This window comes from Actinacidiphila guanduensis (assembly GCF_900103985.1).
GTDB classification, from domain to species: Bacteria; Actinomycetota; Actinomycetes; order Streptomycetales; family Streptomycetaceae; genus Actinacidiphila; species Actinacidiphila guanduensis.
In genome coordinates, this window is the sequence record NZ_FNIE01000004.1 from 16,372 (window position 1) to 41,350 (window position 24,979).

General features: G+C 71.9%; 16 protein-coding genes and 1 pseudogene. 7 read left to right on the plus strand and 10 right to left on the minus strand.

Annotation, left to right across the window (positions count from 1 at the left end):
- Window positions 1-518 precede the first annotated feature (518 nt).
- On the plus strand, window positions 519-3,347 hold the full coding sequence (locus BLR33_RS35125; protein ID WP_093783837.1) for an alpha/beta hydrolase: 2,829 nt from the start codon (window positions 519-521) through the stop codon (window positions 3,345-3,347).
- A 477-nt stretch (window positions 3,348-3,824) separates the two neighbouring features.
- Entirely contained in the window at window positions 3,825-4,013 is a 189-nt protein-coding gene (locus tag BLR33_RS09160; RefSeq protein WP_245771303.1) for a neutral zinc metallopeptidase, read from the plus strand.
- Between the two features lie 67 nt (window positions 4,014-4,080).
- Here BLR33_RS09160 and BLR33_RS09165 read toward each other — a convergent pair whose 3' ends face one another.
- The 5 genes from BLR33_RS09165 to BLR33_RS09185 all read right to left on the minus strand — a co-directional run bounded on the left by BLR33_RS09165 (window position 4,081) and on the right by BLR33_RS09185 (window position 11,532).
- Entirely contained in the window at window positions 4,081-4,599 is a 519-nt protein-coding gene (locus tag BLR33_RS09165; protein ID WP_093783839.1) for a hypothetical protein, read from the minus strand.
- A gap of 93 nt (window positions 4,600-4,692) precedes the next feature.
- A complete protein-coding gene (locus tag BLR33_RS36020; protein ID WP_245771304.1) occupies window positions 4,693-6,597 on the minus strand; it encodes a putative Ig domain-containing protein in 1,905 nt (634 codons plus the stop codon).
- 765 nt (window positions 6,598-7,362) lie between these two features.
- Window positions 7,363-8,469 (minus strand): AAA family ATPase, encoded by a 1,107-nt coding sequence (locus BLR33_RS09175; protein WP_143031661.1) that lies wholly within the window; start codon window positions 8,467-8,469, stop codon window positions 7,363-7,365.
- Window positions 8,466-9,413: an SDR family NAD(P)-dependent oxidoreductase gene (locus BLR33_RS09180; protein ID WP_093783841.1), complete on the minus strand. Its 948-nt coding sequence runs from the start codon at window positions 9,411-9,413 to the stop codon at window positions 8,466-8,468. Before BLR33_RS09180 ends, BLR33_RS09175 begins: the two co-directional genes overlap by 4 nt.
- 43 nt (window positions 9,414-9,456) lie before the next feature.
- Window positions 9,457-11,532, minus strand: coding sequence for a tetratricopeptide repeat protein (locus BLR33_RS09185; RefSeq protein ID WP_176930203.1), 2,076 nt, complete (start codon window positions 11,530-11,532; stop codon window positions 9,457-9,459).
- 509 nt (window positions 11,533-12,041) lie between these two features.
- Between BLR33_RS09185 and BLR33_RS09190 the strand changes: the two genes are divergently transcribed.
- Together BLR33_RS09190 and BLR33_RS09195 are read left to right on the plus strand one after the other, a co-directional pair.
- Window positions 12,042-12,542: a hypothetical protein gene (locus BLR33_RS09190; RefSeq protein WP_093784265.1), complete on the plus strand. Its 501-nt coding sequence runs from the start codon at window positions 12,042-12,044 to the stop codon at window positions 12,540-12,542.
- A gap of 534 nt (window positions 12,543-13,076) precedes the next feature.
- Window positions 13,077-13,553: a hypothetical protein gene (locus tag BLR33_RS09195; RefSeq protein WP_093783843.1), complete on the plus strand. Its 477-nt coding sequence runs from the start codon at window positions 13,077-13,079 to the stop codon at window positions 13,551-13,553.
- Window positions 13,554-13,565: 12 nt separating this feature from the next.
- On the opposite strand, the gene BLR33_RS09200 is transcribed toward BLR33_RS09195, so the two are convergent.
- Window positions 13,566-14,093: a DUF5994 family protein gene (locus BLR33_RS09200; protein ID WP_093783844.1), complete on the minus strand. Its 528-nt coding sequence runs from the start codon at window positions 14,091-14,093 to the stop codon at window positions 13,566-13,568.
- Window positions 14,094-14,405: 312 nt separating this feature from the next.
- A complete protein-coding gene (locus BLR33_RS09205; protein WP_407639658.1) occupies window positions 14,406-15,647 on the minus strand; it encodes a PP2C family protein-serine/threonine phosphatase in 1,242 nt (413 codons plus the stop codon).
- A 266-nt stretch (window positions 15,648-15,913) separates the two neighbouring features.
- Between BLR33_RS09205 and BLR33_RS09210 the strand changes: the two are divergent.
- A pseudogene (locus BLR33_RS09210) lies at window positions 15,914-16,141 on the plus strand (SpoIIE family protein phosphatase); the annotation flags it as partial.
- Between the two features lie 867 nt (window positions 16,142-17,008).
- Complete coding sequence (locus BLR33_RS09215; protein WP_107408862.1) at window positions 17,009-18,139, plus strand: glycosyltransferase family 4 protein; 1,131 nt, start codon at window positions 17,009-17,011, stop codon at window positions 18,137-18,139.
- Here BLR33_RS09215 and BLR33_RS09220 read toward each other — a convergent pair.
- From BLR33_RS09220 to BLR33_RS09230, 3 genes are all read right to left on the minus strand, one after another.
- The gene (locus tag BLR33_RS09220) at window positions 18,099-18,329 is read right to left on the minus strand and encodes an ATP-binding protein (RefSeq protein ID WP_322987158.1); all 231 of its coding nucleotides are present in this window, start codon (window positions 18,327-18,329) and stop codon (window positions 18,099-18,101) included. The two genes, BLR33_RS09215 and BLR33_RS09220, sit on opposite strands and share 41 nt — an antisense overlap.
- 712 nt (window positions 18,330-19,041) lie before the next feature.
- A complete protein-coding gene (locus BLR33_RS37110; RefSeq protein ID WP_407639659.1) occupies window positions 19,042-19,386 on the minus strand; it encodes a hypothetical protein in 345 nt (114 codons plus the stop codon).
- A complete protein-coding gene (locus BLR33_RS09230) occupies window positions 19,383-19,628 on the minus strand; it encodes a hypothetical protein (RefSeq protein ID WP_093783847.1) in 246 nt (81 codons plus the stop codon). Before BLR33_RS09230 ends, BLR33_RS37110 begins: the two co-directional genes overlap by 4 nt.
- 939 nt (window positions 19,629-20,567) lie before the next feature.
- Between BLR33_RS09230 and BLR33_RS09235 the strand changes: the two genes are divergently transcribed.
- On the plus strand, window positions 20,568-24,788 hold the full coding sequence (locus BLR33_RS09235; protein ID WP_143031662.1) for a S8 family serine peptidase: 4,221 nt from the start codon (window positions 20,568-20,570) through the stop codon (window positions 24,786-24,788).
- The last annotated feature ends 191 nt before the right edge of the window (window positions 24,789-24,979 follow it).

The window sequence follows — 24,979 nt, forward strand, 5'->3', positions numbered from 1 at the left end:
CCCGGCACCGCTCGGGCCGACCCACGCAGACGGGCAGAGATGCGCGGCAGCGCGGAGGCCGCCCGCGACGTCGGCCGGGGCACCTTCCGGCCCTGCCCGCGCGCTCCACCGGGACGGCCGGTCCGGCCTCCTGCCGGGCGCCGCGGGTGGCACGTCCACCCGCCGGGGTGAGGGCTCCGTCCGCCCGGCCGGGACGGTGTTCAGCTGCGGTCGCCGGAACCCGCGGCCCCGGGCCGGCCGGCCCCCGCGCCGCGGGCCGATCCCGCTTCCCCGTCCCGCGCGGGGTGAAACCCGCCTGCGGATACGGGCGCCGCCCGGACGCAGCCGATGTGAGGCGAAGGGAATGCCGCCGAAACACGATCGCTGCATCGATTTCATGGCGTCCGCATAGTTTTGCGAACCGCTCGGCCCGCCCGTGCCCTCGCCCCCACCGTGGACGAAGGGCGGATGCCTCCCAACTCCGTGCAGACTAAGGCCTTTTCATGCCCAAGCTCATTCGGCGTGCGAGACATGTCGGCGTGGCAGCAGCGCTCGCCTGTCTGTCCCTCTCCCTCGTCAACACCAACGCCACCGCCGCCACCGCACCGTCCGGTCAGGTCGCCGCCGGACCGCACTGGTCGGTCACCCGCGTCGCGGGCGGGTTCGCGGTGAACCTCCACCTCGACCGTCAACTGCCGGTCACCGCGGGCATTCCCACCCTCTCCGTGGACGGCCGCAACCTCGGCCCGGCCACCGAGTCCGCCGACGGCACCTCGCTGTCCCTGGTGACCACCGACCCGTCGGTGGCCGACGCCTCGTCCGTGACCACCGACGCCCTGGCCACGGCCACCGACACCAGCAGCCGCCCCGGCGGCCGGGGCACGGCCACCGTGCCCGGCGCCACCCCGTCCGTGCTGCCCGCCGACCCGGCCGCCCCCGGCCGCCACAAGGTCACCGAAGGCATCTACGACTTCGGCGACCAGGCGATCCCGCTGCTCAACATCGGCGGAACCCGCGGCGAGCTGGAGGGCAAGCTGTACCTGCCCGACAGCCGCGGCCCCAAGCCGCTGGTCGTCTTCCTGCACGGCCGCCACAGCTCCTGCTACGGCTCCGGCAAGCCCAACCCGGCCGGCTGGCCCTGCACCACCTCACCGGCCAGCACCGAACAGCGCTTCCCCATACCGAGCTTCCTCGGCTACGACGCCCCGGCCCGCGCGCTCGCCAGCAACGGCTACGCCGTGGTCTCCATCTCCGCCAACGCGATCAACGCGACCGACAACCAGCGCGCCGCCGACTACGGCGCCCAGGCCCGCGGCGAACTCATCCTGGACACCCTGCGGATGCTCCAGAAGGCCGACACCGGCCGGCCCGCCGTCTACCACGACACGTTCACCGACCGGGACGTCAGCCTCGCCCAGGCGCTCACCGGCGACCTCACCCCGCGTGACCTGATCGGCCAGTTCGACCTGGACGACGTCGGCATCATGGGCCACTCCCGCGGCGGCGAAGGTGTGACCGCGGCCTCGACCCTCAACGACGCGCTGCCGGTGAAACAGCAGTTCGGCATCAAGGCCGTCCTCCCGCTCGCCCCGGTCGACTACGACCGCATCTCCCTGCCGAACGTCGCCACGGCCACGATCCTGCCGTACTGCGACGGCGACGTGGAAAACCTGATGGGCCAGCACATCGTGGACGACTCGCGGCACGCCTTCGACGACAACGTGCTGCGCTCCGCCGTACTCGTCCAGGGCGCCAACCACAACTACTTCAACACCATCTGGACACCCGGCGGCTGGCCTTCCGGCACCTCCGACGACTGGGCCTCGCTCGCCACCGGCGCCAACGACCCGGTGTGCGACCCGACCTCGCCGACCACCACCCGGCTCACCCCGACCCAGCAGGTGGCGGTCGAAACCGCCTACGTCGCGGGCTTCTTCCGGCTGACCCTCGGTGACGAGAAGCAGTTCCAGCCGCTGTTCGACGGCTCGGACACGCTGCCCGCATCCGCCTCCTTCGCCCACGTCTCGGTCACCGCGACCCAGCCCGCGGACTCCCGCAGCGACCTCCAGACCTTCGAACACCCCGACCCCGCAGTCCGGGTGAGCGGTCCCGCGACCGCACAGGTCTGCCAGGACATGGGCGGCACCGGCGGTGTGACCGTGACCCCGCCCCAGCCGTACTGCACCACCACGCTCAACGAAGCGGCCGTTCCGCACTGGTCGCCCGCACAGTGGGCCTGGGACGTGCCGTCCTCGCCGATGCTGCACATGACATGGAGCGCGGCCGACGGCCAGGTCCGGGTGACCGTACCGCCCGCCGACCGCAACATCAGCCGCTACCAGCAGCTCTCGGTGAAGATGGCGGCCGACGAATTCGTCACCACCGGAACGGACGTCACACTGACCGTCGTCGACGGCAAGGGCCGCACCTGGTCCGCGCCGGTCTCCTCCCTCAACCCCGCCGCGGTCACCCGGATGGCGGGCGTCAGCTCCCCGTGGCTGCGCAAGGTCATCCTCCAGCAGGTGACCGTCCCCACGTCCGCACTGCGGACCCTGGACCTGCGGGACATCCGCGAGGTGCGGTTCACCGGAGCACAGGGCGCGGACGCGTCGGCGGCCGGCGGTGTCTACCTGTCGGACCTCTCCGCGGAGAACCGTGCCGTCGGCGCGCGGGTGCCCGTCCAGCAGGCCGCCGTCGACATCGTGCCCACCAGCGTGGAGGAGGGCTCCGCGCCGTCCACTGCACAGATCGCCGCCGTGCTCTCCAAACCGGTCGGCCACCAAGTGACCGCCTACGTCAGCGTGTTCGGCTCCACGACCGCCACGGCCGGGTCCGCGATGCAGAAAGTCACCTTCACGCCGGGCCGTACCTGCGTGGCCGTGACCGTGCCGACCTACGGAGACACACTCCCCAGCACCACCGCCTCGACGTCCTTCAAGGTCTCGGCGACCGACGTCTCCGGCGGCGTCATGGGCGACAGCGGCTTCGGCACACTCACCGTCCGTGAGGACGACGGCGTCACCGGCGGCACCCCCGCACCCGCGGTGGGCACCCAGGGCAACGCCTGCGCCGAGTACGCGGCCTCCCTCAAACCTGGCCGGCTCACCGTGAAGGGCCTGCCCCTCCCAGGCCGGTCCCTCACCGTCACCGCCTCCGGCTACCGACCGGGCGAGAGCATCGCCCTCGCCCTCGGCACCACCCCACTCGGCCCGGTCCTCGCCGACCCCCACGGCCGGATCACCACCACCGTGACCCTCCCCGCCGACACCCCGGCCGGCCCCACCGAACTCACCGCCAAGGGCGCCGGATCCGCCTACACCACCCACGCCACCCTCCTCGTCCTACCCACCCACCCCACCCACCACTGACCCACCCCCACCCACCCCCTGCCCGGCCCAGACAAGGCCCGCCACACCACCCGCCCGAGACAGCACAACAAGCCCGCCGCCCGGCCCCACCCGGCCCCGGCAAGGCCCGCCACCCGCAAGCACACCCAGCGGGCGGCCCGGCCAGCCGGCAGCCGGGCGGACAGCGGGGCTGGCGCGGGCGGCAGGCAGGCGGGGCCAGCGCGGCCGGCAGGTGGGCAACCGCACATCGCCGACCGCTAAACGCGACTGACGGAAGGTCGTTGAACACAGTGCCCGGCTGCTGGAACCACACCGGCCGGGGCTGACCAGGTACGGGACTCCTCCCGTCTCTGAGAGGGGTCCGCCGCCCTGCTCCGGCCAGGAGAGTGCGGCGGCGGACCCCCGCCATGACAGCAGCGCAACGCCCCTACACCGTCATCCCTCACCGCAGCGGGCCGGAATCCGGATCCCAGGAGCGGAAAGCCGCTGATCACCGACGTGACGCAGGCCGACATCGGCCTGGGCCCGGACGCGGCCGCCCCGATCGGGGACGACCGTATCCAGCGGAAGTACCAGGGCAAGGTCAACCCGGACACCCGGACCCGTGGTCCGGCGGCACGGCGCCGGCAGTGGTTCACCATGGGCTACAGGTCCGGCGGCGTCGCGGCCCGCGGCACCTTCGCATGACGGCAAGGCGCTACCGCCTCGCGGAACCGGCCGGCGGCCGGCGCAGTGGACGGAACGCTCTCACGGCTCACGGCTCACGGCTCACCGTCACCGTGACCTCGTAGGAATCCTGCCCGGGCGGACAGCGCATCGCCTCGCCGCAGGACGAGCGGTGGGCGGTGACGTGGGCGGTGCCGGGGTGCGCCGCGGTGAAACGGGCCGACGCCACGCCGCAGCCGCCGCCCGGCGGGCACGAACCCGCCGGAGAGCTTCCGCCGCCGCCGGGCACGAGCACTGCCGGGTCGGAACTCGTCGGCGTCGACCAGTAGGTGCTGTGCAGCCGGACGACGACGACCGTGCCGCTGCGTACGTGCACGCCGGTCCGCGGGGCGTGCTCGTCGAGAGTGAGCGCCGCGGGGGGCGTCGTCGCGGCGGACGCGGTGGTGGGCGACGACCGGGAGCCGGCGGTGGACCCCGTGGGCCGGCTCGCAGCCGGGGAGCAGGCGCCGGCCGCGCCCAGTGCGGCGGCGAGGACAAGCACCTGCAGTGAGGCGCGCGCCCCGCGCCCGACGGCGGCGGGGAGCCCGCCGATCCTGCGGCCGGTCATCGGCCCACCTCCGAAACTGTGACGTCTGCGTGGCTCCCGGTACCGCGGTGGTGGGGCGGACCTTCCGCCCCACCATCGCGAACTCCTGTGCCGTCAGGAGGCGTTCAGTGCCGTGTCGTCGATCACGAAGCTGGTCTGGAGCGACGAGTCCTCGGTGCCGGTGAACTTCAGCGTCACCGTCTGCCCGGCGTAGCCGGACAGGGAGAAGGACTTCTGGGCGTAGCCGGTGGCCGCGTTCACGTTGGAGTAGGTGGCCAGCGTGGTGCTGCCGACCTGCACCGTCAGCTTGTCGTAGGCCGTGCTGCCGGATTCGGCCGTGTCGATGTGCAGGTAGAAGGAGAAGGTCGCCGCGCATCCCGCCGGGATGGTGACGGACTGCGAGAGGGTGTCGGTGTGGGTGGTGCCGTAGCCGTTCATCCACGCCTTCCAACTGCCCGAGTGCACGGCCTCACCGGAACTGTTGTCGATCACGCCGGAACTGGCGGTCCAGGGCGCGGCCGTGCCGGTCTCGAAGCCGGGGTTGCCGATCTTCTGGCCGGGGCCGGCGCAGCCGCCGCCGGTGGTGCTGACGGTCCAGGTGAAGGACGCGCTGCCGGAGGCGCCCGTGGTGTCCCTGGCGGTGACCGTGACGGTGGAGGTGCCGCTCGTGGTGGGCGTACCGGTGATCAAGCCGCTGGAGGAGATGCTCAGCCCGGCGGGAAGGCCCGTCGCGCTGTAGGTCAGGGTCTGTCCCGAGGCCGAGTCGCTGGCCGACACCTGGAGCGACACGGCGGCGCCGACGGTCGAACTCTGGTTGCCCGGGCCGGTCACGGTGACGGTGTTGCCGGTGCCGCCGCCGACGATGGCGTGGGTGATGGCGCAGGAGTTGGTGTCGTTGGACCAGCTCGCCTGCTCGGCGAAGGTGCCGGTGCCCATGGTGACGTTCGCGGCGCCGCCCGTCGTGCCGGGGCTGATCCAGGCGCACTCGTCGGAGTTCTCCTGGCCGTCGTAGGAGCTGCCGGTGTGGTTGGTCCAGCCGCCGGCCGGGTTCTGGTCCGACATCATCTCGTGCCACTCGTGGCCGAGCGTCATCGTGTACCCGTCGAGCGTCCCGGGGGAGTTGACGAAGCCGACGCCGCAGCCCGCGCCGGAGTCCATGTTGTACGGCTGGTTGCTGAAGGCGACGTCGCCGACGGTCGATGACACGGCACCGCCGGTCAGCGTGGTGTCGCCGTTGTAGTCGTGCCAGGCGCAGTACTGGCCCTGGTAGTCGTCCGGGTTGGTGCCGTGCGGGGACAGGATCACGTAATAGGCGTCCCGGTTGGCCGCGGCGGTGGTGTTGCCGAAGTGGCTGGCCGCCTTCACTGCCTCCACCCCCAACTGGTGCCCGGTGGCGGCGCTGGGCGAGGCGGCCGAGTTGTCGTACCAGACGCCGCTGAGAACGCCGCCGCTCTGGTACGGGACGAAGTCGGCGTTCGAGGGGCAACTGGTCGCACCTGCCGACACGTTCGGCCCGTCGCACCACTGTGTGAGGTCGGCCGACCACCGCTCGTTGCCCGTCCCGATGCCCTTGAACATCTCCTGGGCCACCGGGGCGGCGCCCTTCGTGTCACCGGAGAACGTCGCGTCGCCGCTGCTGTTGGTGCTCTGCGTGCCCCACTGGGTGCCGTAGAAGACCAGGTAGACCTTCGAGTGGCCGCTCTGGACACCGATGCCGTCGACACCGCCGCCGTAGGACAATGTCTCCGGCCCGGTTGCCGCAGGGGACGCCTGAGCGGCGGCCCACGACTTCATCTTGGCGTTCTGCCGGAGGGTCGGTACCACGCCGTGCCGGTAGGGGTGGTCGTGCGCGGGGCTGTAGGGGTTGGCGACCGAATGGCCGGGTGAGGCTGCAGGCGCAGGCTCAGGCGCGGCTACCGCCAGGGGTGCGGCGGCGAATGCTGCGCCGGTGACGACGGCGAGCGACGCGAGGCCGGTGAAGGCCGCTCGTGCCGCTCTGCGGTGATAGGTCTCGCCCATGGATGGAGGAACCTCTCTTCGCAGATGCGGGCTGCCCGCGGGCAGCGCTCATCTGCACGTAGGGAAGGAAGAGGGCGCACCGGAACGGCTCCGCAACGGACCGCAACGGACCGCGACGGACCGCGACGGACGGGGCCGAACTGCCGGCTGAAGAGTGCCGCCGGACCGGGAGACCCGGCCCAGATCGGTGGACGCGCGTAGATGATGCAGACACATCAAGCCGCAACGAGCCGGCCCGACAAGGGGTGTGACCTGACAGGCCGTCAAGCGCTCCGGCGGAGCTCTCGACGGGAGACGGAACCGACTGCGAGAAGGGGCGTGCCGAAGATCCGACAGGTGAGCGGTGCGGATGCGCCGTGGCGACAGAGAAGCAGATTGGCGTGACCCGGTCAATACCGGGAATGCGGCGCCCCGACCGGCCGGTACGCCTCCCCGGAGCCCCGAGTCGGCGGTTACGCAGCCACTTCGTCTACACGAGCACGTCGGTCGACACGGCAGGAATTTGACCGTTCACGGACAGTCCCTTTACCCGGGGCCGGACCCGGACACCCCGAGACCCAGGTCTGCACAACGTGGATGCGCGAGAACGGCACCGATGCCTTTGGGCCAGCAGGCGACGAGCACCTAGGGGCACGATGATCGACACAGGCGGCGTGGGCGTCTTCCTCGGACTGGACGTCGGCAAGAGCACCCAGCCACACACCCGAACACTGCGTCAGCTCTCGAAGGGATCCACCGACGTGCCTCTCCTGTCACGGGGCGTCATCACTCCGGCTGCGGCAGACCCCTGACATAGAGCCGCACGAACCCGGGAACATGCCAACTGTCCGGTGCGGTACCAGGCTCTACAAGGTGCAGCAGTGCCGTGAGGCGCTCCTGGACAATCTCCAGGGGTTCTGCGGTCAGCGCGGCGAGCGTCGATGTGAGCGTCTCCGGCTCGTCGCTCAGCGCGATCAGCCGCAGCAGTTCCGCCTGCGCCGGATCCAGGCGCGTATGGCTCGCAGCGAGGCGGGAGCGGACGTCATGGTCGGGGTGTGCGAGTTCGTCGAGCCGCGTGCGCGGATCGGCCAGGTCGGCGGCCAGCGACGCGAGCGGGCGGCGCGGGCTCTCCGCCAGCAGGGCTGCCGCCGTGCGCAGCGCCAGTGGCAGGCCGTCGCAGAGTTCGGCCACGCGGGCGGCGTCCTCGGGGTGGTCGAGGACGCGGGTGTCAGCCGGGTCGGCCATCGTGAGCGCGCGGTGGAGCAGCAGGGTCGCGTCCGCTGCGGCCAGAGGCCGCAGGACCATCCGGTGTGTGCCCTGATCCCCGAGATGCACCGGAGTCGTGACGACTGTGGTGGCCGGGGACGTCTCCGGAACGAGCCCGGCAAGCTGCTCGGGATTCGTCACGTTGTCCAGGACTATCAGGAGCGGGCTGCCGTTTCGGGCCAATTCCGTGAGTATCCGTGCGTACAAAGCGGACCGCTCCGCGCCCGAGGGGGGCAGGCGGTAGGCGGGCACGCCCACCGCGCGGAGGAATCCGCCGAGCAGGGCGGAGCCGTGCAGCCGCGACACATCGGCGAACAGCGCACCGCCAGCGAACCAGCCGCGGGCGATGGCCTGGTGAGCGGCCTCGAGGACACATTCTGTCTTGCCACTGCCGGGCAGCCCGCCGACCACCACCGTAGGGGCACCCGGGGCTTGCGAGGCGAACAGGTCCATGAGGCGGCACAGTTCGTCTCCACGGCCTGTGAACGCCGGGGTCGGCGCGGGTAGTGCGGCCAGGGCCGGCGGGGGCTCGTACGGCAGGCGGACGGAGAGGTCGCGGCCTTGCACCACGCCGGACAGGAAAAGGCCGCCCGAAATGCCGTTCTCGACGGAGTTGGGGTCGGTCATCGGGCGGCTGTACCGGGGTGCGCGGTCCGCCACTGGTCGGCGACCAGGTCGTCGAGGCCCTTCGACGTCGCTGCCCAGCCGAGAGTCGCGCCGATGGCCGAGGTGTCGGCCGTCAGGACCTTGGCCTCCTGCCCGACAGCGGGGCCGTGGCGCAGCGGGACCGGGCGCCCGGTGAGCCGCTCCACCGCGTCCACGACGTCTCGTACGCTCGCGGGGTGCGCGCCGAGGTTGTACACGGCGTGCCGTCCGGCCGTATTCGCGTGCAACGCCTGCGCGAAGGCCGTCGCCACGTCCTTGACATGGACAAAGTCACGTACGGCCGTGCCGTCGCCGTTGATCTCCAGGTGGGGGGCGGCCTGGACCGCGGCGGCGACGGCGTGCGGGATGATCCGTGTCATGTCCTGGTCGGCCCGCCCTGCCGAGGCGCCGGCCGCGTTGAAGATCCGCAGCGTGGTGGCGCCGAGGACGCCTGTCGCAGCCTGCCAGCCGATCAGGTCCTCGCACGCAGCTTTCGACGCGGCGTAGGGTTGCAGGAGGTCCCGCGCCGCCGTCTCGTCGACGGGATTTTGGGCGGGATGGCCGTAAACCGTGCTGGTCGAGGCGAACACGAGGCTGCCGGGCCGCCCGGAGCGCTCGGTCTGGGCCGCCATCGCGTCCAGCAGGTTGACCGTCCCCGTGACGTTCACCGCGTAGTAGCGGGTGGGCTGTCCCGAACCGAGGCGAACCCGCGCGAGGCCCGCGAGGTGGCACACGGCGTCCGTGTCCTGTACGGCCGCGCGCACGCCGGCACGGTCCGTCAGATCGGCGTGACGCGTTTCGACGCCGCCGGGGAACGCGGCCGCATGCTGGTTGACCAGTGCCACGACCTGCATCCCTCGGGCGAGGAGCTCGTGGACCACGGCCCAGCCGACGTAGCCTGCCGCACCGGTGACCAGGATCCTCATGAACTCATCCAAGCACTCGTCGCCGGGCGGCGGGGCACTTCGGTCAAGCGCCCGGGCCGGCCTCGCCGGGGGGTTCGCTGCCGGCCTGCGGCTGTGAGGCGGGCAGGCTCGCCAAGTCACGGGTCACGGCCTCGCACGCGGCGGCGTCGCCCAACTGCTCGAACAGCTCAGCCGCTCGCCGCCAGTGGGCGCGGGCGGCGGCCGGATCGCCTGTGGTCAGGCACAACTCGCCCAGGGTGCGCAGGACATCGGCCTCGTCCCAGGTGTCACGAATGCGCTCGAAGACCTCCCGTGCCTCAAGGCAGTCGGCGATTGCCTGCCGATGGTCCGCACGCCGGCGCGCGATATCGGCGTGCACGGTCTTGCACCGGGCCCAGGATCGGTCGTCGCGGGCGCCGTCCAGGTCCTCCCAGATGGCCAGGGCCTGCGCGGCCGCGTCGGCGGCCTCGTCGAGCCGGTCGAGGTGACTCAGGCAGACCGCGATGGTGTCGAGGGTGGAGGCGTTGCCGGAACGGTCGGGCACGGTCAGTCGCGTCATGACGTCCAGCGCCTCGTACGACAGGCGCAGCGCCTCGTCCCACTCCTCCCAGACCCGCGCCGCCATGGCCATGTCCTTCAGCGAGTCCGCCTGCCCGTGCAGGTCGCCCAGGCCGCGCCGTACGTCGAGCCCGGCGGCGAACGCGGCCCGGGAGCGGTCCGGACGGCCGATGGCCCGGTAGCCCGTGCCGAGGTTGTTCAGCAGCCAGCCCTGGCCCTCGTACGCGCCGCACCGGCCGGCGGCGTCGGCCGCCACATGGTGGGCCTCGATCCACACGTCCCAGGACAGGGTCTGCGTCAGGTAGCCCCACATGCTCAAGGGGATGGACCAGATGAGGTGGCCCATCCCCTCGTCCGCGCCGCTGTGCACGGCCGCCACGAGGTTGGACTGCTCGGTCTCGCACCAGCCGAGGGCGCCGTTGCGGTCGGGGAAGGCAGCGGGTACCGGCCCGCGCGAGGCACTGATGTCGGGTCGGATCCGCCCCGGCCGCATGACTTCGTCGGCGGCGTTCACGGAATGCGTGTACCAGCTGAACAGGTTCGCCAGCACCGGCTGCCGCTCCTCGTCACCGGCCGCCAGGCGGTCGCTGAAGGACCGGACGAGGTCGTGCATCCGCCAGCGTCCGTACGGGGTACCGGCCTCCACCAGATGGGCACGGGCAAGCCCTTGGAGATCCCTGCGGGCCGCGGCGGCATCCATCGCGGCGAGCACGGCGGCGGCCTCGGTGGAAATGTCGGGGCCCGGATTGAGGGACAGCAGCCGGAACATCCGGGCCTGCGGGGAAGGCAGTTGGCGGTACGACAGCTCGAACGCGGCGCTGACAGCGCTGTCGTCGTACCGCATCGCCTCCAACCGCGCCTTTTCATCGGCCAGTTCCGCGGCCAACTGGGAAAGCGGCTGACGGGGTCTGCTGATCAGCACCGCAGCGGTGATGCGCAGCGCGAGCGGCAGCCCTGCGCACAACTCGGCGATCCTCAGGGCGTCTTCGGGCTGGTCGGTGACTCGGGTGTCGTGCGGTCGAGCCATCCGCAAGGTGTGGTCGATGACCCTGACGGCGTCGTTCACAGTCAAAGTGTCCAGATCCAGCAGGCGAGCGCTCAGCATTCCCAGGGTGTGACGAGACGTCACAACGGCCCCAGTCACGCCGTCCGCGGGCAGCAGGGCTCTGGCCTGCTCATGTGCAGCGGCGTTGTCGATCACGACGAGGATACGGCGGCCCTGCCTCGCATAGGACGCGAGGATGGAGGTGTAGAGCCGCTGCCGGTCCTGGACACCGTGCGGGATGTGCTCCCCGGGCACTCCCAGCGCCCGTAAGAAGCCTTCCAGCGCCTGAGAGGGCCCCAGCCGCCGGCTGTCGTCGTAGCCGAACATGTCGACGAACAGCACACCGCCGGGGAACCAGCCCCGCGCCTGCGCCGCACGGGCAGCCTGAAGCGCAAGCTCGGTCTTGCCGACGCCGGCGAGACCGCCCACCGCGGTCACCACCACGACCGCCCTGCCCGCAGCGGCGGGCGACCCACCGGTCGCGGGATCCAGCCTTTCCATCAGCGTGTCGAGATACGTATCGCGGCCGACGAACACCGCGGACGCGGACGGAAGTCCGTGCAACGCCGGGGAGACCTGTGCGGGCAACTCGATCGTGATGTCGCGGCCCTGGATCACGGTGGAAAAGAACACACCGCCGGATATCTCATTGTCCGTGCCAGTGTCCCTCATCGCTTTGCCCGCCCCCTGTGGTTGCCGACGTACCGGCTTGCCGCGTTGCGCTCAGGCGGAGAATGCCCCGCCACGTTCGCGCCCATCCCCCACCCGGCTCTGCCGGCAGCACATTGCGCTCTTCGGCCCCGCGCCGCAGCACCGCGTCGGGCATGGACCCGTCGCGCCGGGCCCAGATGCCCGCCCCCACGATCCGGGCAACGATGCCGGGCTGCAGGGCCTCGCCGACGTGGCTGCCTACGGTCTCGTCGGCGGTACGGGGCGGCCCCGCGGGCGTTCTGCGGCGGCGCGGTGGCGGTTTGGCTGCGAGGAACCGGAGGGTCTTCTACGGTGTGTCTTCCTGGTAGTGGTTTGTGCCGCGTTGGGGGGCGTTCATGGATCCGGTGTCGGCGGGGTTGCTGGTGGCGCTGGCGGGTGGTGCCGGCGGGGAGTTGGGCCGTCAGGTGTGGGCGGGGCTGGGAGAGCTGGTGCGCCGCCCTTTCCGGCATCCGGAAGCCGGTGATGACGGGGGTGAGGCGTCGGTGCTGCCGGCTGGGGGTTCGGGTGAGGAGGAACTGACGGCGCTGGCGCAGGATCCGGCCGACGAGGAGCGGGTCGCGGCGCTGAGTGCGGTCCTGGCCCGGCGGGCCGCGGGGGATACCCAGTTCGCGGCGGAGTTGGAGCGGTGGCGGCAGCAGGCCGCGCAAGTGCCGCTCGGCGGCGGGGTGCACAACCACATCAGCGGGGGTACCTTCCACGCGCCGATCCTGCAGGGCCAGAGCTTCTCCGGCCTGACTTTCGGGGCCTCTCCCGCCGCACCGCCGGCCGCTCAGGACTCCGAGGCAGGCCCGGAGTCCGGACCGGGAAGTGCCGGGCCGTCCCCGGCCGCGGGCTGAACGCCGTGAGCGCCGGACCCGCCCCGCACGACGGAAAGCCCGGTACCGACAGCACACTTCTCGTGTCCCCGCCTGCGCCACCGGCGGGGAACTGTCGGCGTGGCGCACCAAACTGGGCCAGCCGGCCGCCGTGCGGCGTGAACGGCGTCGGAGTCCTTCCCCGAGCGGTGCAGCCGCGGCGGACCGGGCTTCGCTTCGGCCAGCGTCCACTCCACCAGCTCCGGCACCGTGCCGGCCGGGCACTCCCAGCACCAGGCCGCCAGCGCAGAACAGAGCCGTCGCCGTCCGGCACCCCGAGCGGGCCGTGCGCGAACCGCGGCCTTCTTCGTGGTGGCCTTGCGTGCGGTCGGACGGCGCGACGCAGGCGTGCTCCTGGCCCTGCCCCCGGTGGCGGTCGCCGGGCGCGGCGCGGCCGCCGGAGCCGCTGGGTTCTGCCGTCGTGTCGGAGCGGCGGAGGGGCAGCGGGACATCCGTTCCGTCGCGCGGTGCGATCGGCCGCCGCCCGCACCGTCGCCAGCGCCCGGGTATCGGCTGGTGCACTGGACCGGGACCTGCCCGGAACATCTGCTGGATTCCTACGCCCAAGCCCGTACCTCGATCAACGACGCGCCCCACGCGGACGCCGACGACGAGAACCGGAGCCCAGGCCGCGTGCGGGACCTGGAAACCGTCGTGGCCCGCCGCGGACGCGAGACGCGCGTGACCGCGGCGGTCGACGGGGACACAGCCGTGGCCTTCACCGAGATACGGGTCTCGCCCCCGCCGTCGTCGATCGCGTCGATCGCGTCGATCGCGTCGATTGAGGACACCGCTGTGGCGCGCGAGCACCGCCGCATAGGGCCGGCGAGCTGGATAAAGGCCTGCTCCCTGGCCACGCTGCGATCACAGCGGCCCGATGTCGCCTACGTGACGACGTCGAACGCCTTCGAAAACCGCCCCATCCGCACCATCAACCAGCGCATTGGTTTCGTACCCACCGTCCTGTGGACCACAGCGGTTTTCCCAGCGTGACTACGCCCGAGCTCACTGTCCAGTGGCGCGGGATGTCATCGGACCTGCGCCCGGAGGGAGGCCGCGGCCCCCCTCCGACTCCCAAACGGTCTCGCCCGCTTCGGCCGCCCGATCGTCGGGGTGCCGGGCGGCCGCTTCGTCCATCAGGGCGGTGCCCGCAGACGAGCACCGCGGGTCCACCGCGGCGGCCATCAGCCGGGCAGCGGTGTCCGACGGTGTCCCGGGCGGGATCACCAGCAGGTCCCACCGGCCGGTGCGGTAGGAGAGCAGCATGAGTTGGTGCGGGTCTTGTTCCTGCGCGAACCAGCCCACTTTGACGACATGGCCGGCGACCTGCACCTTGCGCGGGACGACGGGCCAGTGGGCGGGGTTGACCGTGACGCGGGTGATCCGGTCCCAGTAGACGTCCAGGAGGGCGACGAGCGCGGGCAGTTCCGCGGTCAGGTCGCGGGAGTGCGGCCACCAGGCCCCGTCGATCCTGGCGGGCCGAGAGCCCTGGGGCGCCAGCGAGACGCGCAGGGGAAAGGGCGACGGCTGCATCGGATCCGGTACGGGCGAGGGCACGTCCGGGCTCGGCTCGGGGAGCGGGGTGGGTGAAGTGGGCGGGGCCTCAGGAGGCGCCGGAAGCCCTGCGGTCGACGGCAGTGCCGTGGCGGGGACGGTCGGGACGGTCGGGGTCATCACGGACGGACCTTTTCCCGGTCCGGGGCGAACCGGACCAGCATCTTCAATCGCCGAAAACGACACGGGCAGGATGCGGGTGCACGGAAAACCCTCGGTGTTCTCACCGTACTCCTGTGAGACCGCCGGCGGACGGTGTGCCGCGGGCGCAAAGGGCCCGGCGCCCCCGGCTCAGTCCATGACGGCCAGGTGGTCGGCGCTGCCGCCGCGCCACTCGATGAGCAGAATCGTCGCGTCGTCGGTGGTGATCCCGCCGCGCGCCCGCTTCAGCGCGTGGGACAGCTCCCGCACCATCGTCCGGGGCCCCGGCCGGCGGCATCCGACCTCGGCGATGACATCGATCACCTGCGGGAGGCCGAACTCCTCGCCTCCCGCCAGGTGTTCCTCGACGAGACCGTCGGTGAAACACAGCACGCGGTCGCCCGGCCGCAGGATCCGCTCACTGACCAAGGGCTGCCGGCCACCGAAACCCACCGGCAGCGTCGTCGCGCCCTCGAGCTCGCCCAGGACCTCGTAGTCGCGGATGAGCAGCGGCCACGGGTGCCCGGCGTTGACCCACTGCAGGTGCCCGGTCGCGACGTCCAGCCGCATCATCTGCGCGGTGACGAACTGCTCCGGCCCGAACTGCTCGGCGATGACCTCGTCCATGTAGGCGTAGATCCCGGGCAGATCGACATGCGACCTTCGGGAGTGGCGGTAGGCGCCGATGGCGGCTGTCGCCATGACGGCCGCGCTCAGACCGTGGCCCATCGCGTCGATCATGGCGACGTGCAGCAGATCCCCGTTGAGCGCGTAGTCGAAACTGTCGCCCGCCACGTCGTAGGCCGGCTCCAGGATGCCCGCCACCTCGACCTGCGGAACGGACATCCGCAGCGGCGGAAGCAGGGCCCACTGGATCTCCGCGGCCACGCTCATCGAAGCGCTGCGCCGGGCGAGTGTGAAGGTGTCGGTGTAACTGTCCTTCGTCACGATCAGGTCCGCGACAAGGCCGGCGAGCCTGCGCAGCAGCCGCCTGTCGTCGTCGTCCACGGTGCCGAGCGTGACGGCCATGACGCCCACCTGGTCGCTTCCGTCCAGCAGCGGCAGGAACAGCCTGGTCCCCCCGTCCTGCACCACCTCCACGGTCCGCGCCTGGAGGAACGCCGTACCTGCGGGCGAGTCGGCGACCGGCTGCGGTGCTCCGGCCAGCAGTCCCCTGCCGGGCAGCGGCATCAGCATGAGCTGCTCGTAGTCCTGGAGCAGTAGGGACACCTCGCGGCCGCCGATCCTGGCGACCTCCTCCGCGACGAGCGGTGCGATCAGGTGAGGCGGCATTTCATGGGCACGGTCCAGGAGAAGCCCCAGCAGCCGCTCCCCGAACCCCTCCGACCGATCGATCCTGACCGAGGCTGAGGGACGCTCGCGTTCGTTCACAGCACCACCTAACACCACCACACCCGATACGGGACGGTAGAACCAACGGTGCCCAGCCGGCAGACACGCTGCAACTCCGCCTGTCCCCCGGCGCGGGCCCCAAAACGGCCTCCGGCGCCCGTAGCACAGGCCGACAAGCGGGCGGCACGGCGGCCGACCGGCAGTTCCCCGCCCGCAAGGGCCACCTGCAGCCACCAGCAGGACTACGAGCAGCTCATGCCCGTGCCGGGCCGTGAGCGGCATGCCGGGGAGCCCCGATCCATTCGCTGTGCTTCACCGACGGCTTGCTCGAAGAACGCCCGGCCGCAGGATTCGAGTGCGAACTTCGGCAGTTCATCGACGTCACCAGCGAGGTCGGCCGGCGGCCGCTGGGGGTCCGGGCGACGGTACGGGAGCTGTCCCACGCGCTGAAGCGTGCCCGCGGCGGGATTACCAGCGATGACGCCATGATCCTGCTCGTGGAGTGGCGTGGCGGCACCGCGGGCACCTCCTGATCGGCTGACGGTCGGTCCCGACGGCGAACTGGTTCGTCCGGCGGGCCGCCCCGGGGGTAGGGTGCGCTCACCGAGGGTCTTTCGTGCACTCGCATTCCGCCCGTGTCGTTTTCGGCGATCGACTACTACCGGGCCGGCTCACCCCGTTCCCGGGGTGAGGCGCGCGTCATGACTGCGACGGCCCCTGCGACCACGGCTGCCGGCACCGGTGCAGCGGTGCCCGCTCGCGTGACCCGGGATTCTTCCGGGAACCGGCGTCGGGCATCCAGGCGGCTGAAGTCGCTGACGTCCCGGCCTCCGCGTCCCCGGTCGTTGCGGCCTCTCCGGCCCTGGTGGGTTCCATGCCTGCCCGGATCGCGACGTCTGGTCGACGTACTCGCGCGGCCTGACCATGGATCCCTCCACGCGGACCGGCCTGCTCGATGTCCACGGGGACCGGATCACCGTCAACCCGAGCAGCCGTCCCGTCGACCCGCACACGGTGCCGGTCGATGGGCATGTGGTGCGAGTCAGCTTCTTCGAGGACCAGCAGGGCCCGTCCGCACCAGGCGATTCCGCTCTTACCGGCTGGGGCACCGGACCGCCCGTGGACCCGCCCGGGACAGCAGAGCGCCGCACGGCCCGTGGCCGCCGCAGTCGACCCACAGCGGACGTCACGTCCAGTGACCGGACGCACCAGGCCGACTTGAAGTCGCCCTCGGCAAAGCAGCACCGCAAGCCCTCCAGGACCCCGACAAAGGCCGGGCTCCCCCGCCCACGATCGGCCGCGCCGCGCACTGAAAAGCCGGCCGCGCCCGCTCCCTCCCGCGAACACCGTTCACCGGCCGCGGATCCTGATCACAACTTCACAACACGAGGTAGGACACATTGATTTCGTTCATCTGGTCTCCCGGAAATCCGCTGCCCGCCGGCACCGGCGGCTCGGAGAACTACACGGTCGGACAGGTCAGAGAACTGACACGGCGCGGACTGCCGGCCCAGGTGGTCACCGTCGGCCTGGGCGTCGACGACGGCAGGGACGAGTTCACCGATATCCCGTTCCTGTCACTGCAGACCCTGGCCGAGATCAGTGAACTCGACGGCACCGTCGTCTTCGTCAACGAACCGCATCCCGTGCCGACCATGCACCCCGCGTTCTTGATCCTGCACAATCCACCGCCCATTCGAGAACGGGAAAGGGCCTTTGCCGTCGAGGGGACCAGGGACCGCGCTCTGATCGTCACGAGCCGGTACGCGGCCGCGCTGTGGTCGAAATACCTGGACATCGACGTTCTGACGATCAGCGTCGTGTATCCGTTCGCTGAGCCGTGCTTCGCCGCGCAGTCCCGTCCCGGCAACGCCACCGGGAAGACGCGGGTTCTGTTCGCCGGCAGGCTGAGCCCGGAAAAGGGCATCTACACCCTGCTGGAGACGCTGCACATCGACGTCATCGAGCAGGACCTGGACCTCACCTTCACAGCGACGACAGCCGGCGCGGACAAGCCGCAAGGAAAGATCATCAAGCAGCTGCTCGGCGAGCACCCCGGAATCTCCGTGGTCGCCAACTGCAAGACACCCGCCACGATGGCGGCCCTGATGGCCGATCACGACATCGTGGTCATGCCGTCGAACAGCCAGTACTGGCACGAGACCTTCGGCATCGTCTCGATCGAGGCCCAGCACTCCGGCTGCCGGGTGATCGCCTCCAACGACGGCGGCCTGCCCGAAACCGACTGCGGCGCGGTGTCACTCATCACCCCCGACAATGCCGAGGCACTCGCCTGGGGCATCCGCGAGGCCGTGGACAGCGGACCACTGTCACCGAGCGCCAGGCATGACGCCGGGGAGAAATTCACCGTCGCGCAGTCCGTCGACACCCTGCTGGAGGTGTTCGCCCGGCAACCGCCGATCTCTCCGGCCACCATCGTCGCGCAACTCGAGGAACTGATCCTGGCGCCCTCCGCCCAGGTGCAACCCGTCATCCACACAGGCGAGACGCTGACCCGCCCCTCGCCGTGACCAGAACCGCACCCTCCAGGCCGCGCATGCGGTAGGAGTCCCCCTTGAGGGAGTGGACTTCGGCATGGTGGACGAGGCGGTCGAGCACGACCGTGGCCACTGTCTCGCCGAAGACCTCTCCCCAGCGCCCGAAGGGTTTGCTGCAACACCAGGGCGTGCCCGGCGGCGCTCCTCCGGTCCGGACAGGCAGTCCTCATCCTCGCAATCGAGCCGGCCGTACCGGGCCACCGACGCGACCGACACCCGGGACACGGCCTCGCTTCCGATCGCCGCCCACCCGGAAACCGCCGGCGGTACCTGTACGACACCCGCCGGCACCTTCAGCGCAGCCAGCAGCACGTCCGCACCGATGGACCGCGCGAGTCCGACCGCAAACGGGCAGCCGCTCTGCCCGGTCGCCGTCCCGTGCCCGAACCGCCGGGAGACGGTGAGGAAGCCCCTCGACACCTGGGGACGCAGGCCAGCCTGCACGGACTCCGCGCACGGTCGAGCGACGCCACCAGCACGCCTGCTCACACGCGCCGCGGCGACGGCGCCGGGTTGGGGTCACGGGGAGGGGCGGGGCCACGTATCGACTCGTCAGCGATGCGCGGCCGCTCTCCCGTCCCGGCGACCCGGCCAAAGTCGCCCAGGCCGTCCTCACCGTCGTCGGCCTCGACGAGCCATCGCCGCGCCTTCTGCTGGGCAGCGACGCCTGCACCTACGGCCGCGCGGCCTGGACACGGCGCCTGGGAGAGGACGAAAAGTGGCAGCACGTCAGCGTATCCACCGACCACGGCACAGCTCCGGACGCCGGCCGCCGGCTCGACAACTGGGCTGATCGGCAACGGCGGGGCGGGTCCAGCCGCACGACGCGAGGGGACCGCGTGGCAGGGGTCCGCCGGGCGCCTTGCACTCCGCACTCACCCCACCCACCAGCCTCCCCGCCCCCGACCCCGACCGCGATGACGGCGGCCGGCGCGAACGGGCCGGCACGCCGGCCGGGAAGGCCTCGGCCCGCGGCGGCCGCAGCGACCGGACGCACGAGCGCGAGCAGGCCCGGCTCCGCGAACAGCACGAGCGGAACTGCGCCGACTCCATTGACGGTCAGGCCGGCGCAGCGGGGTGAACAGGCGGGCCTCGCCGATGGCGCGCAGGAAGCTCTGGGTGGTGCCGAGCATCTCGGGGGCCCGTGGCGCGGTGCAGGCGGCGTAGCTGAAATCCGTGTCCCATGCCGTGGAGGGGCAAGTTGCCGACGCGCCCCTCAGAAGTGGCTGTTGTTCCCCGTCGGGTTGCGTCGTTCGAGCTGATTCAGCACCTGGCGCTGCTTCTCGGAGTCGCTGAGGCTGCCCGGAAATTCAAGTTCGCCGATGCCCTCGTTGTAAATCAGGTGATGCGCACAAGTCGAGGTTCCTGCGTGCTGTGTGACGGCGGCGTTCCAGACGCCCTCGCGGATGCAGGGTGCGCAGTATCCGAGCGGGGGGACGGAGCCGACCTTGTTCGTGTCCATGCCGAAACCATACGGGCAGGCTCGGACCGCCGTTCATGCTTCGCCGTCGTGGTGCGGGCAGGTGCCGCGGCCGGTGGGGTCCGACGCCCAGCCGTCGCCGCAGAGGACGCTCGTTCAGTGCCGCGGCTCAGTACCCCGAAACAACCGCCTGAGGACGGATCGCCCCTTCACGGCTGGGTGGTGCGACGCCACGGCGCGCACCACCCAGCCGTGGAACCAAGCGCGGCCGAGCCTCGTCACGTCCTTGCCCGGGCCGCCGGTCCTGTCGGGCGGACAAGCCGCGGGTGACAGCCCTGCCCTGGCAGCGGGTGACACCTGGCGGTCGCCAACGACGGCGTAGAGCCCGGATGCGAGCCGGCGCCCCTCGTTGCAGGTCAGCAGCCTGGAGCGCTCGGCACGCCGTGTGGAGCCGCCTGCCGATGCGCGCCGTCTTGGAGTTCGCCCACCCCACCGCCGCGGAGGAAGCCTCGTCTCCCGCCGCTACGCCGACACCTCGCCCCCACGCTCGGCCGCCCCGCCGTCGTCGCCCGGAACCACGGCTTGCAACACCGCCCAACACCCCCGCCGGAAAGCGGCCGTGACGGCCTTCATGGTCCCGCGGCCGGGTGGGATGTCGGCAATGACCTGCCGGTCGACCCGAGCGCGGTCCGGACATGACGCTGCACCCGCCCCGGCCCGGACGGCAAGTCCCGCACCTGGAAGCAGGGGCGCGCCGCGGTGAGTTGGGGCACATTCCAGCCGCCGTATACGAAACCCAAAGATGAGTGTCCACGGACAAGCCGCAGGTCATGTGTGCCGTGCCCGGCCACCGTGACCGTTCCGGACGACTGGGGCCCGCCCCACGTGGTTGATTGTTGACGCATGTACTTCCTAGTGTCGGCGCGTGCCGCCTGCGATCAAGCGGCATCGCATCCCCCGTCATCGACGTGAGGACAATCCGTGCACCCACGCGCCAGAACGGTGATCGCGGTGGCCTTCGCCGTGGTCACCGCTCTCTGCACGCCAGTGTGGAACCCATCGATCGCCACGGCGGCCCCCGTGGCAGGCAACGACTCCGCGGGCGCCACCCGCCCGGACGTGGTCTACCAGCGGCTCGCGCTCCCCGACGGCCGCTACGCGACCGTCTACAGCGACGGGCTGGCAGAGTTGCAGGACCGGGCCCGCGGCACCTCCGAATTCGAGTACGTCCCGCTGCACCACGAGGCCGGCCGGACCGCCACCACGCTGCCACCGCGGCCGGAACTGGTCGCCGACCTGACGCGGGGGCATCCCGAACCGTACGCCTCCGACGACCTGCTGGTCGCCTACTCTGACAACGTTGCCGCACCCGCGCGGGTGACCCTCAGGACCCGCCCGGACGCCAGTCGTCCGGCTCGCTACACCGGGGACGCGCGCCTGGACGGCGTGCTGGCCGGGCTCGGGGTGAGCAGGACGGAACCGGTCGCACCGGACGCCGGTGCGGACACCCGCGCCGACGGGGCGCCACTGGACCTGTCGCGGGTCTACCGGCTGCACGTGCCGGCTGCGACCGCCGGGCACGCCCTCGCCGTGCTGCGCCAGGACCCGGCGATCGCCTACGCCTCGCCCGACTGGCGCGTCACCTCGCTCAACACCGGCGGGACGCCGCTGAGCGACACCCCGGCGCCCGCGGCGCGCGCGGCCGGCCAGGCCGCCTCCTCCCGCGGCACGGTGACCGGCGGTCAGCAGCCGTCGGCCGCCCTGCCGTCGAACTACGGTCTCACGTCGGGCCTGCAGAGCCTGCTCGGCTCGACGGGCGTGGACGCGGCCTCGGCCTACTCGCAGATCGGGCAGCGCTTCGGGCAGTTGCCCGGGCAGGGCGAGATCATCACCAACGTCTCGCTCGGGACGCTCACCGACGCCTCGGCCGCCGCGGACAGCACCAACCCCTGCTACCAGTGGGCGGCGGCCTACGGGCCGACGACGGTCGTCCAGCACGGGCAGCGGTATCTCGACTGGCCCGGCATGCCCCTCATCCCGACCTACACCGCCGACGCGGACGGCGCGCTCGACCCGGTCGGGCAGGTGTGCGGCGCGGACGACCCGACGCTGACCGAAGTCGGCCTGGACTTCTCGATGATGGCTCCGCTGCCGCACGACCTCCAGCGGCCGGAGAACCCTGGCAGCGGCGTCACGGACCTGCTGGGCATCGCGCCGGGCGCGCAGTACCGGCTCGTCCTGCCGTCGGTCTCCGGCCCGGCGACAGCGGACATGGCGGCGGCGTTCCTGGCCGCGGCGCAGCAGAAGCCGCGCCCTTCGGTGATCACCGCCTCGCTCGGCTTCGGCTACGACAGCTACGGCTTCTCCGGGCGGTACATGGAGGAGGACCCGGTCATCGCCTCGGTGATCGCGACGATCGTGCACCGGTACGGGATCGTGGTGACGGTCTCGGCCGGCGACGGCCTGCGGACCTACACCAACGCCGCGGTGCCGCCCTCCGGCGGCAGCACGGCCACCGAACTGGCCGGGCACGGGAAGCAGCCCACCGACCTCGACGACGTGGCGATGTCCACGGCGCCGTCGTTCGTCGCGGACACCGGGTCGATCGACGTCGGGGCGACCACGCTCGACGACCTCGCCTCGGCCGGTGGCGGCGCCGGGCCGGCGAGCGTCACACCCTACCCGGAGACGCGCTACAACGGCGCCCGCGGATTCGCGAGCGGGCGCGGCTCCCGGGTGGACATCTCGGCGCCGGGCGACAACGTCATCGCCCTCGCCCATGCCGCCGGCGGCCCGGCCACCGCGGTGTCCGTGGCCTACCAGGGAGGTACGTCCGCCTCCACGCCGGAGGTCGCCGCGGCGGCGGCCGTCGTGCTCCAGGTGGCCCGGCTGACGCACGCCCAGGGCATGTCCGACCCCCTCGAGGTGCGCGACCTGCTGGTCGGCACCGCCTCCCCCGTCGCGCAGCCCGCGCAGACCGACCTCGACCTCCACGTCGGCCCGCAGGTCGACGTCGGCAGGGCGGTGGAGACGCTGCTGCGGCGGGCCGGGGAGCCGGCGGCGCCTTCGCTGCCGCGCATCGCGGTCGTGGCCCGGCACCCGCTCGACGGGTTCGACACCATCTTCAACAACGAGACCGACCCTGCGGCGATCCCGCTGGACCACGCGCACGTCAACGACTGGATCGTCCTGGCACCCGACTGGCAGGGGCTGCCCGCCCACGGGGTGAGCTACTCCCTCACGGTCGGCAAGAAGCAGCTCGCCGCGACGGCGAACGCCCGCCTGCAGCCCTCGGCGATCCTGGCCGCGGCCGGGCTGCCGCTGGCCGCGACCACCTCGCGGAGCGTCACGCTCACCTATGCCGCGAGCAGCGGCGGCCGGGCCCTGGCGAGTCGCTCGGTCACGCTCACCTTCGGGCCGAGCGACGGGCTCGCCACCTACGGTCTCGCGCCCGCGGCCCCGGCAGTCGCCCGCGGCGCCACCATCGCCGTCCACTACGACCTGCGCGACCTGGTGAGCGCGCCGGACCCGGTGCTGGTTGTCTCGCAGCCCGGACGGGTCGACCCGGCGTCGTCCGGCTACTTCCGGCCGGCGTACACCGTCCCGCTGACCGCCCCGGTGGGGACCGTCGAGGTGCCTGTCTCGGCACTGCAGGGCGCCGGGATCTACGGCATCGGCATCCAGCCCGCGGGGGCCGGGCGCGCGGCCGTCACGTACACGCACTGGGCTTTCGTCCGGGTCGCGCCGACCGGTGACGCGCGCCCGCCGGCGCCGCTGCTCGCGCCGGCCGGTCAGCCGGGCGAGAGCGGGCACGACGTCGCGGTCGACTACGACCAGGGGCTCGCGGTGACCTGGGACGTGCGTGACGTCCCAGGTGCCGACGGCGCGATCGTCGAGGTCAGCGCGGCGGGTCCGACCTCGACGGGCAACCAGAACCCCTTCAACAACCCCAACGGCTCCCGGATCGACGCCAACGGCGTGGACACCGGCTCGGTCTACCACGGCACCGTGCACGGCGCGCGGGGCACCGTCACGCTCCCGCAGAGCGTGCTGCGGCTCGACACCGCGATGAACCATGTGGTCCGGGTCCTCGCGACGCACAACGGCCGAATAACCGGCGAGGGCAGCGAGGTCAGCATGGTCACCCGCGACGGTGTCGTGCCGTCCTCCGGCGGCACCGTCTACACCGGCTTCGGCGTCGCGGCGGGCGGTCACGCCGGCTTCGTCACCTCCAACGGGGCGGCCGGCGGCACGGTGGACGTCTTCGACCAGGGGACGAACAAGGTGACCCGCACCGTGGCGTCCTCGGCGTCCACCTACCAGACGCCCGGCTCGCTCGGCGCCGGTGCCGGCCTGTTCGCCGGGGACACCGGGCTGTACGAGCGCATCGACCCGGACGGGAGCCGCAGTTACCACGTGGTGGCCCCGCTGTCGGAGGGGAAGGACGCCGGCGCCTGGACGCCGCCAGCCGCGGACGTCACGCCGGGCGGCGGCACCGGTCCGCTGCCGGCGCCCAACCAGCGTACGGACACGAGCTCCTTCCTCTACGGCAAGAACGGCCCGACCGGGGCCTACCGCGTGTTCACCTCGAATGTGGCGGCCGGCACCTTCGGCCCGCCCGTGGACGTGGAGCCCGAGCTGAGCGGCTACCAGTACCCGTTCGTGACCGCCTTCGGGGCCGACAACAGCACCGGCACCGCGGTGCTGGGCGCGAGCGACTTCTTCACGTACGACGGCCCGAACAGCTTCGTCACGGTCGCCGCCGACGGCTCGGTCTCCTCGTTCCCCGGCGTCACTGTCGGCTCCCAGCACGGGCTGGCGATCGACTCGACCACCCACACCATGCTGGCGGCCACCGACGACGGTGCGCTCGGCCTGTACGACGTCGGCACCGGTGCCGGAACCCGCTTCACCCTGCCCGGCGGCGGCTACCAGCATCCGGTCGCCGACGAGGCGCACCACCTGTTCGTGATGCAGGAGGTCGCCCCGCCCAGCACCAGTGCCGGGAATCCGGACAACAACGCGACCAGCGCCATCGTGGTCGTGGACGAGACCGGCAAGCTGATCTCCCGCGTGTCCGGCTTCTACTGGTACAACGTCAGCCTGCCGATCAACGGCTCCTTCGTGCAGGTCGACCCGGCGACGCGCACCGGCTACACGCCGGGGCCGCACGGGAGCCAGCTGTCCGTCTTCCACTACTGACCCCTGCCGCGGCCTGCCGGCCGCCTCGCGGACCGGCGCCCGGGGCACCCGCCCCGGGCGCCGGTCCGCGCTCTCGTCCCGCGCGGCTTCGTCCCACCGGGGTCGGCCGACGGATCAGGACCGGATCGCGCACGTACCGAGCCGGAGAAAGCCGCCGGCGCCGAAGGGAATAGGACATATGAACCAAGGGT

Bases quoted from the DNA above. Each gene is read 5' to 3' on its own strand.
- BLR33_RS09165 (WP_093783839.1), bottom strand. From the start codon at position 4,599: ATGACCGGCCGCAGGATCGGCGGGCTCCCCGCCGCCGTCGGGCGCGGG.
- BLR33_RS36020 (WP_245771304.1), bottom strand. From the start codon at position 6,597: ATGGGCGAGACCTATCACCGCAGAGCGGCACGAGCGGCCTTCACCGGC.
- BLR33_RS09175 (WP_143031661.1), bottom strand. From the start codon at position 8,469: ATGACCGACCCCAACTCCGTCGAGAACGGCATTTCGGGCGGCCTTTTC.
- BLR33_RS09180 (WP_093783841.1), bottom strand. From the start codon at position 9,413: ATGAGGATCCTGGTCACCGGTGCGGCAGGCTACGTCGGCTGGGCCGTG.
- BLR33_RS09190 (WP_093784265.1), top strand. From the start codon at position 12,042: ATGGATCCGGTGTCGGCGGGGTTGCTGGTGGCGCTGGCGGGTGGTGCC.
- BLR33_RS09200 (WP_093783844.1), bottom strand. From the start codon at position 14,093: ATGCAGCCGTCGCCCTTTCCCCTGCGCGTCTCGCTGGCGCCCCAGGGC.
- BLR33_RS09230 (WP_093783847.1), bottom strand. From the start codon at position 19,628: ATGGACACGAACAAGGTCGGCTCCGTCCCCCCGCTCGGATACTGCGCA.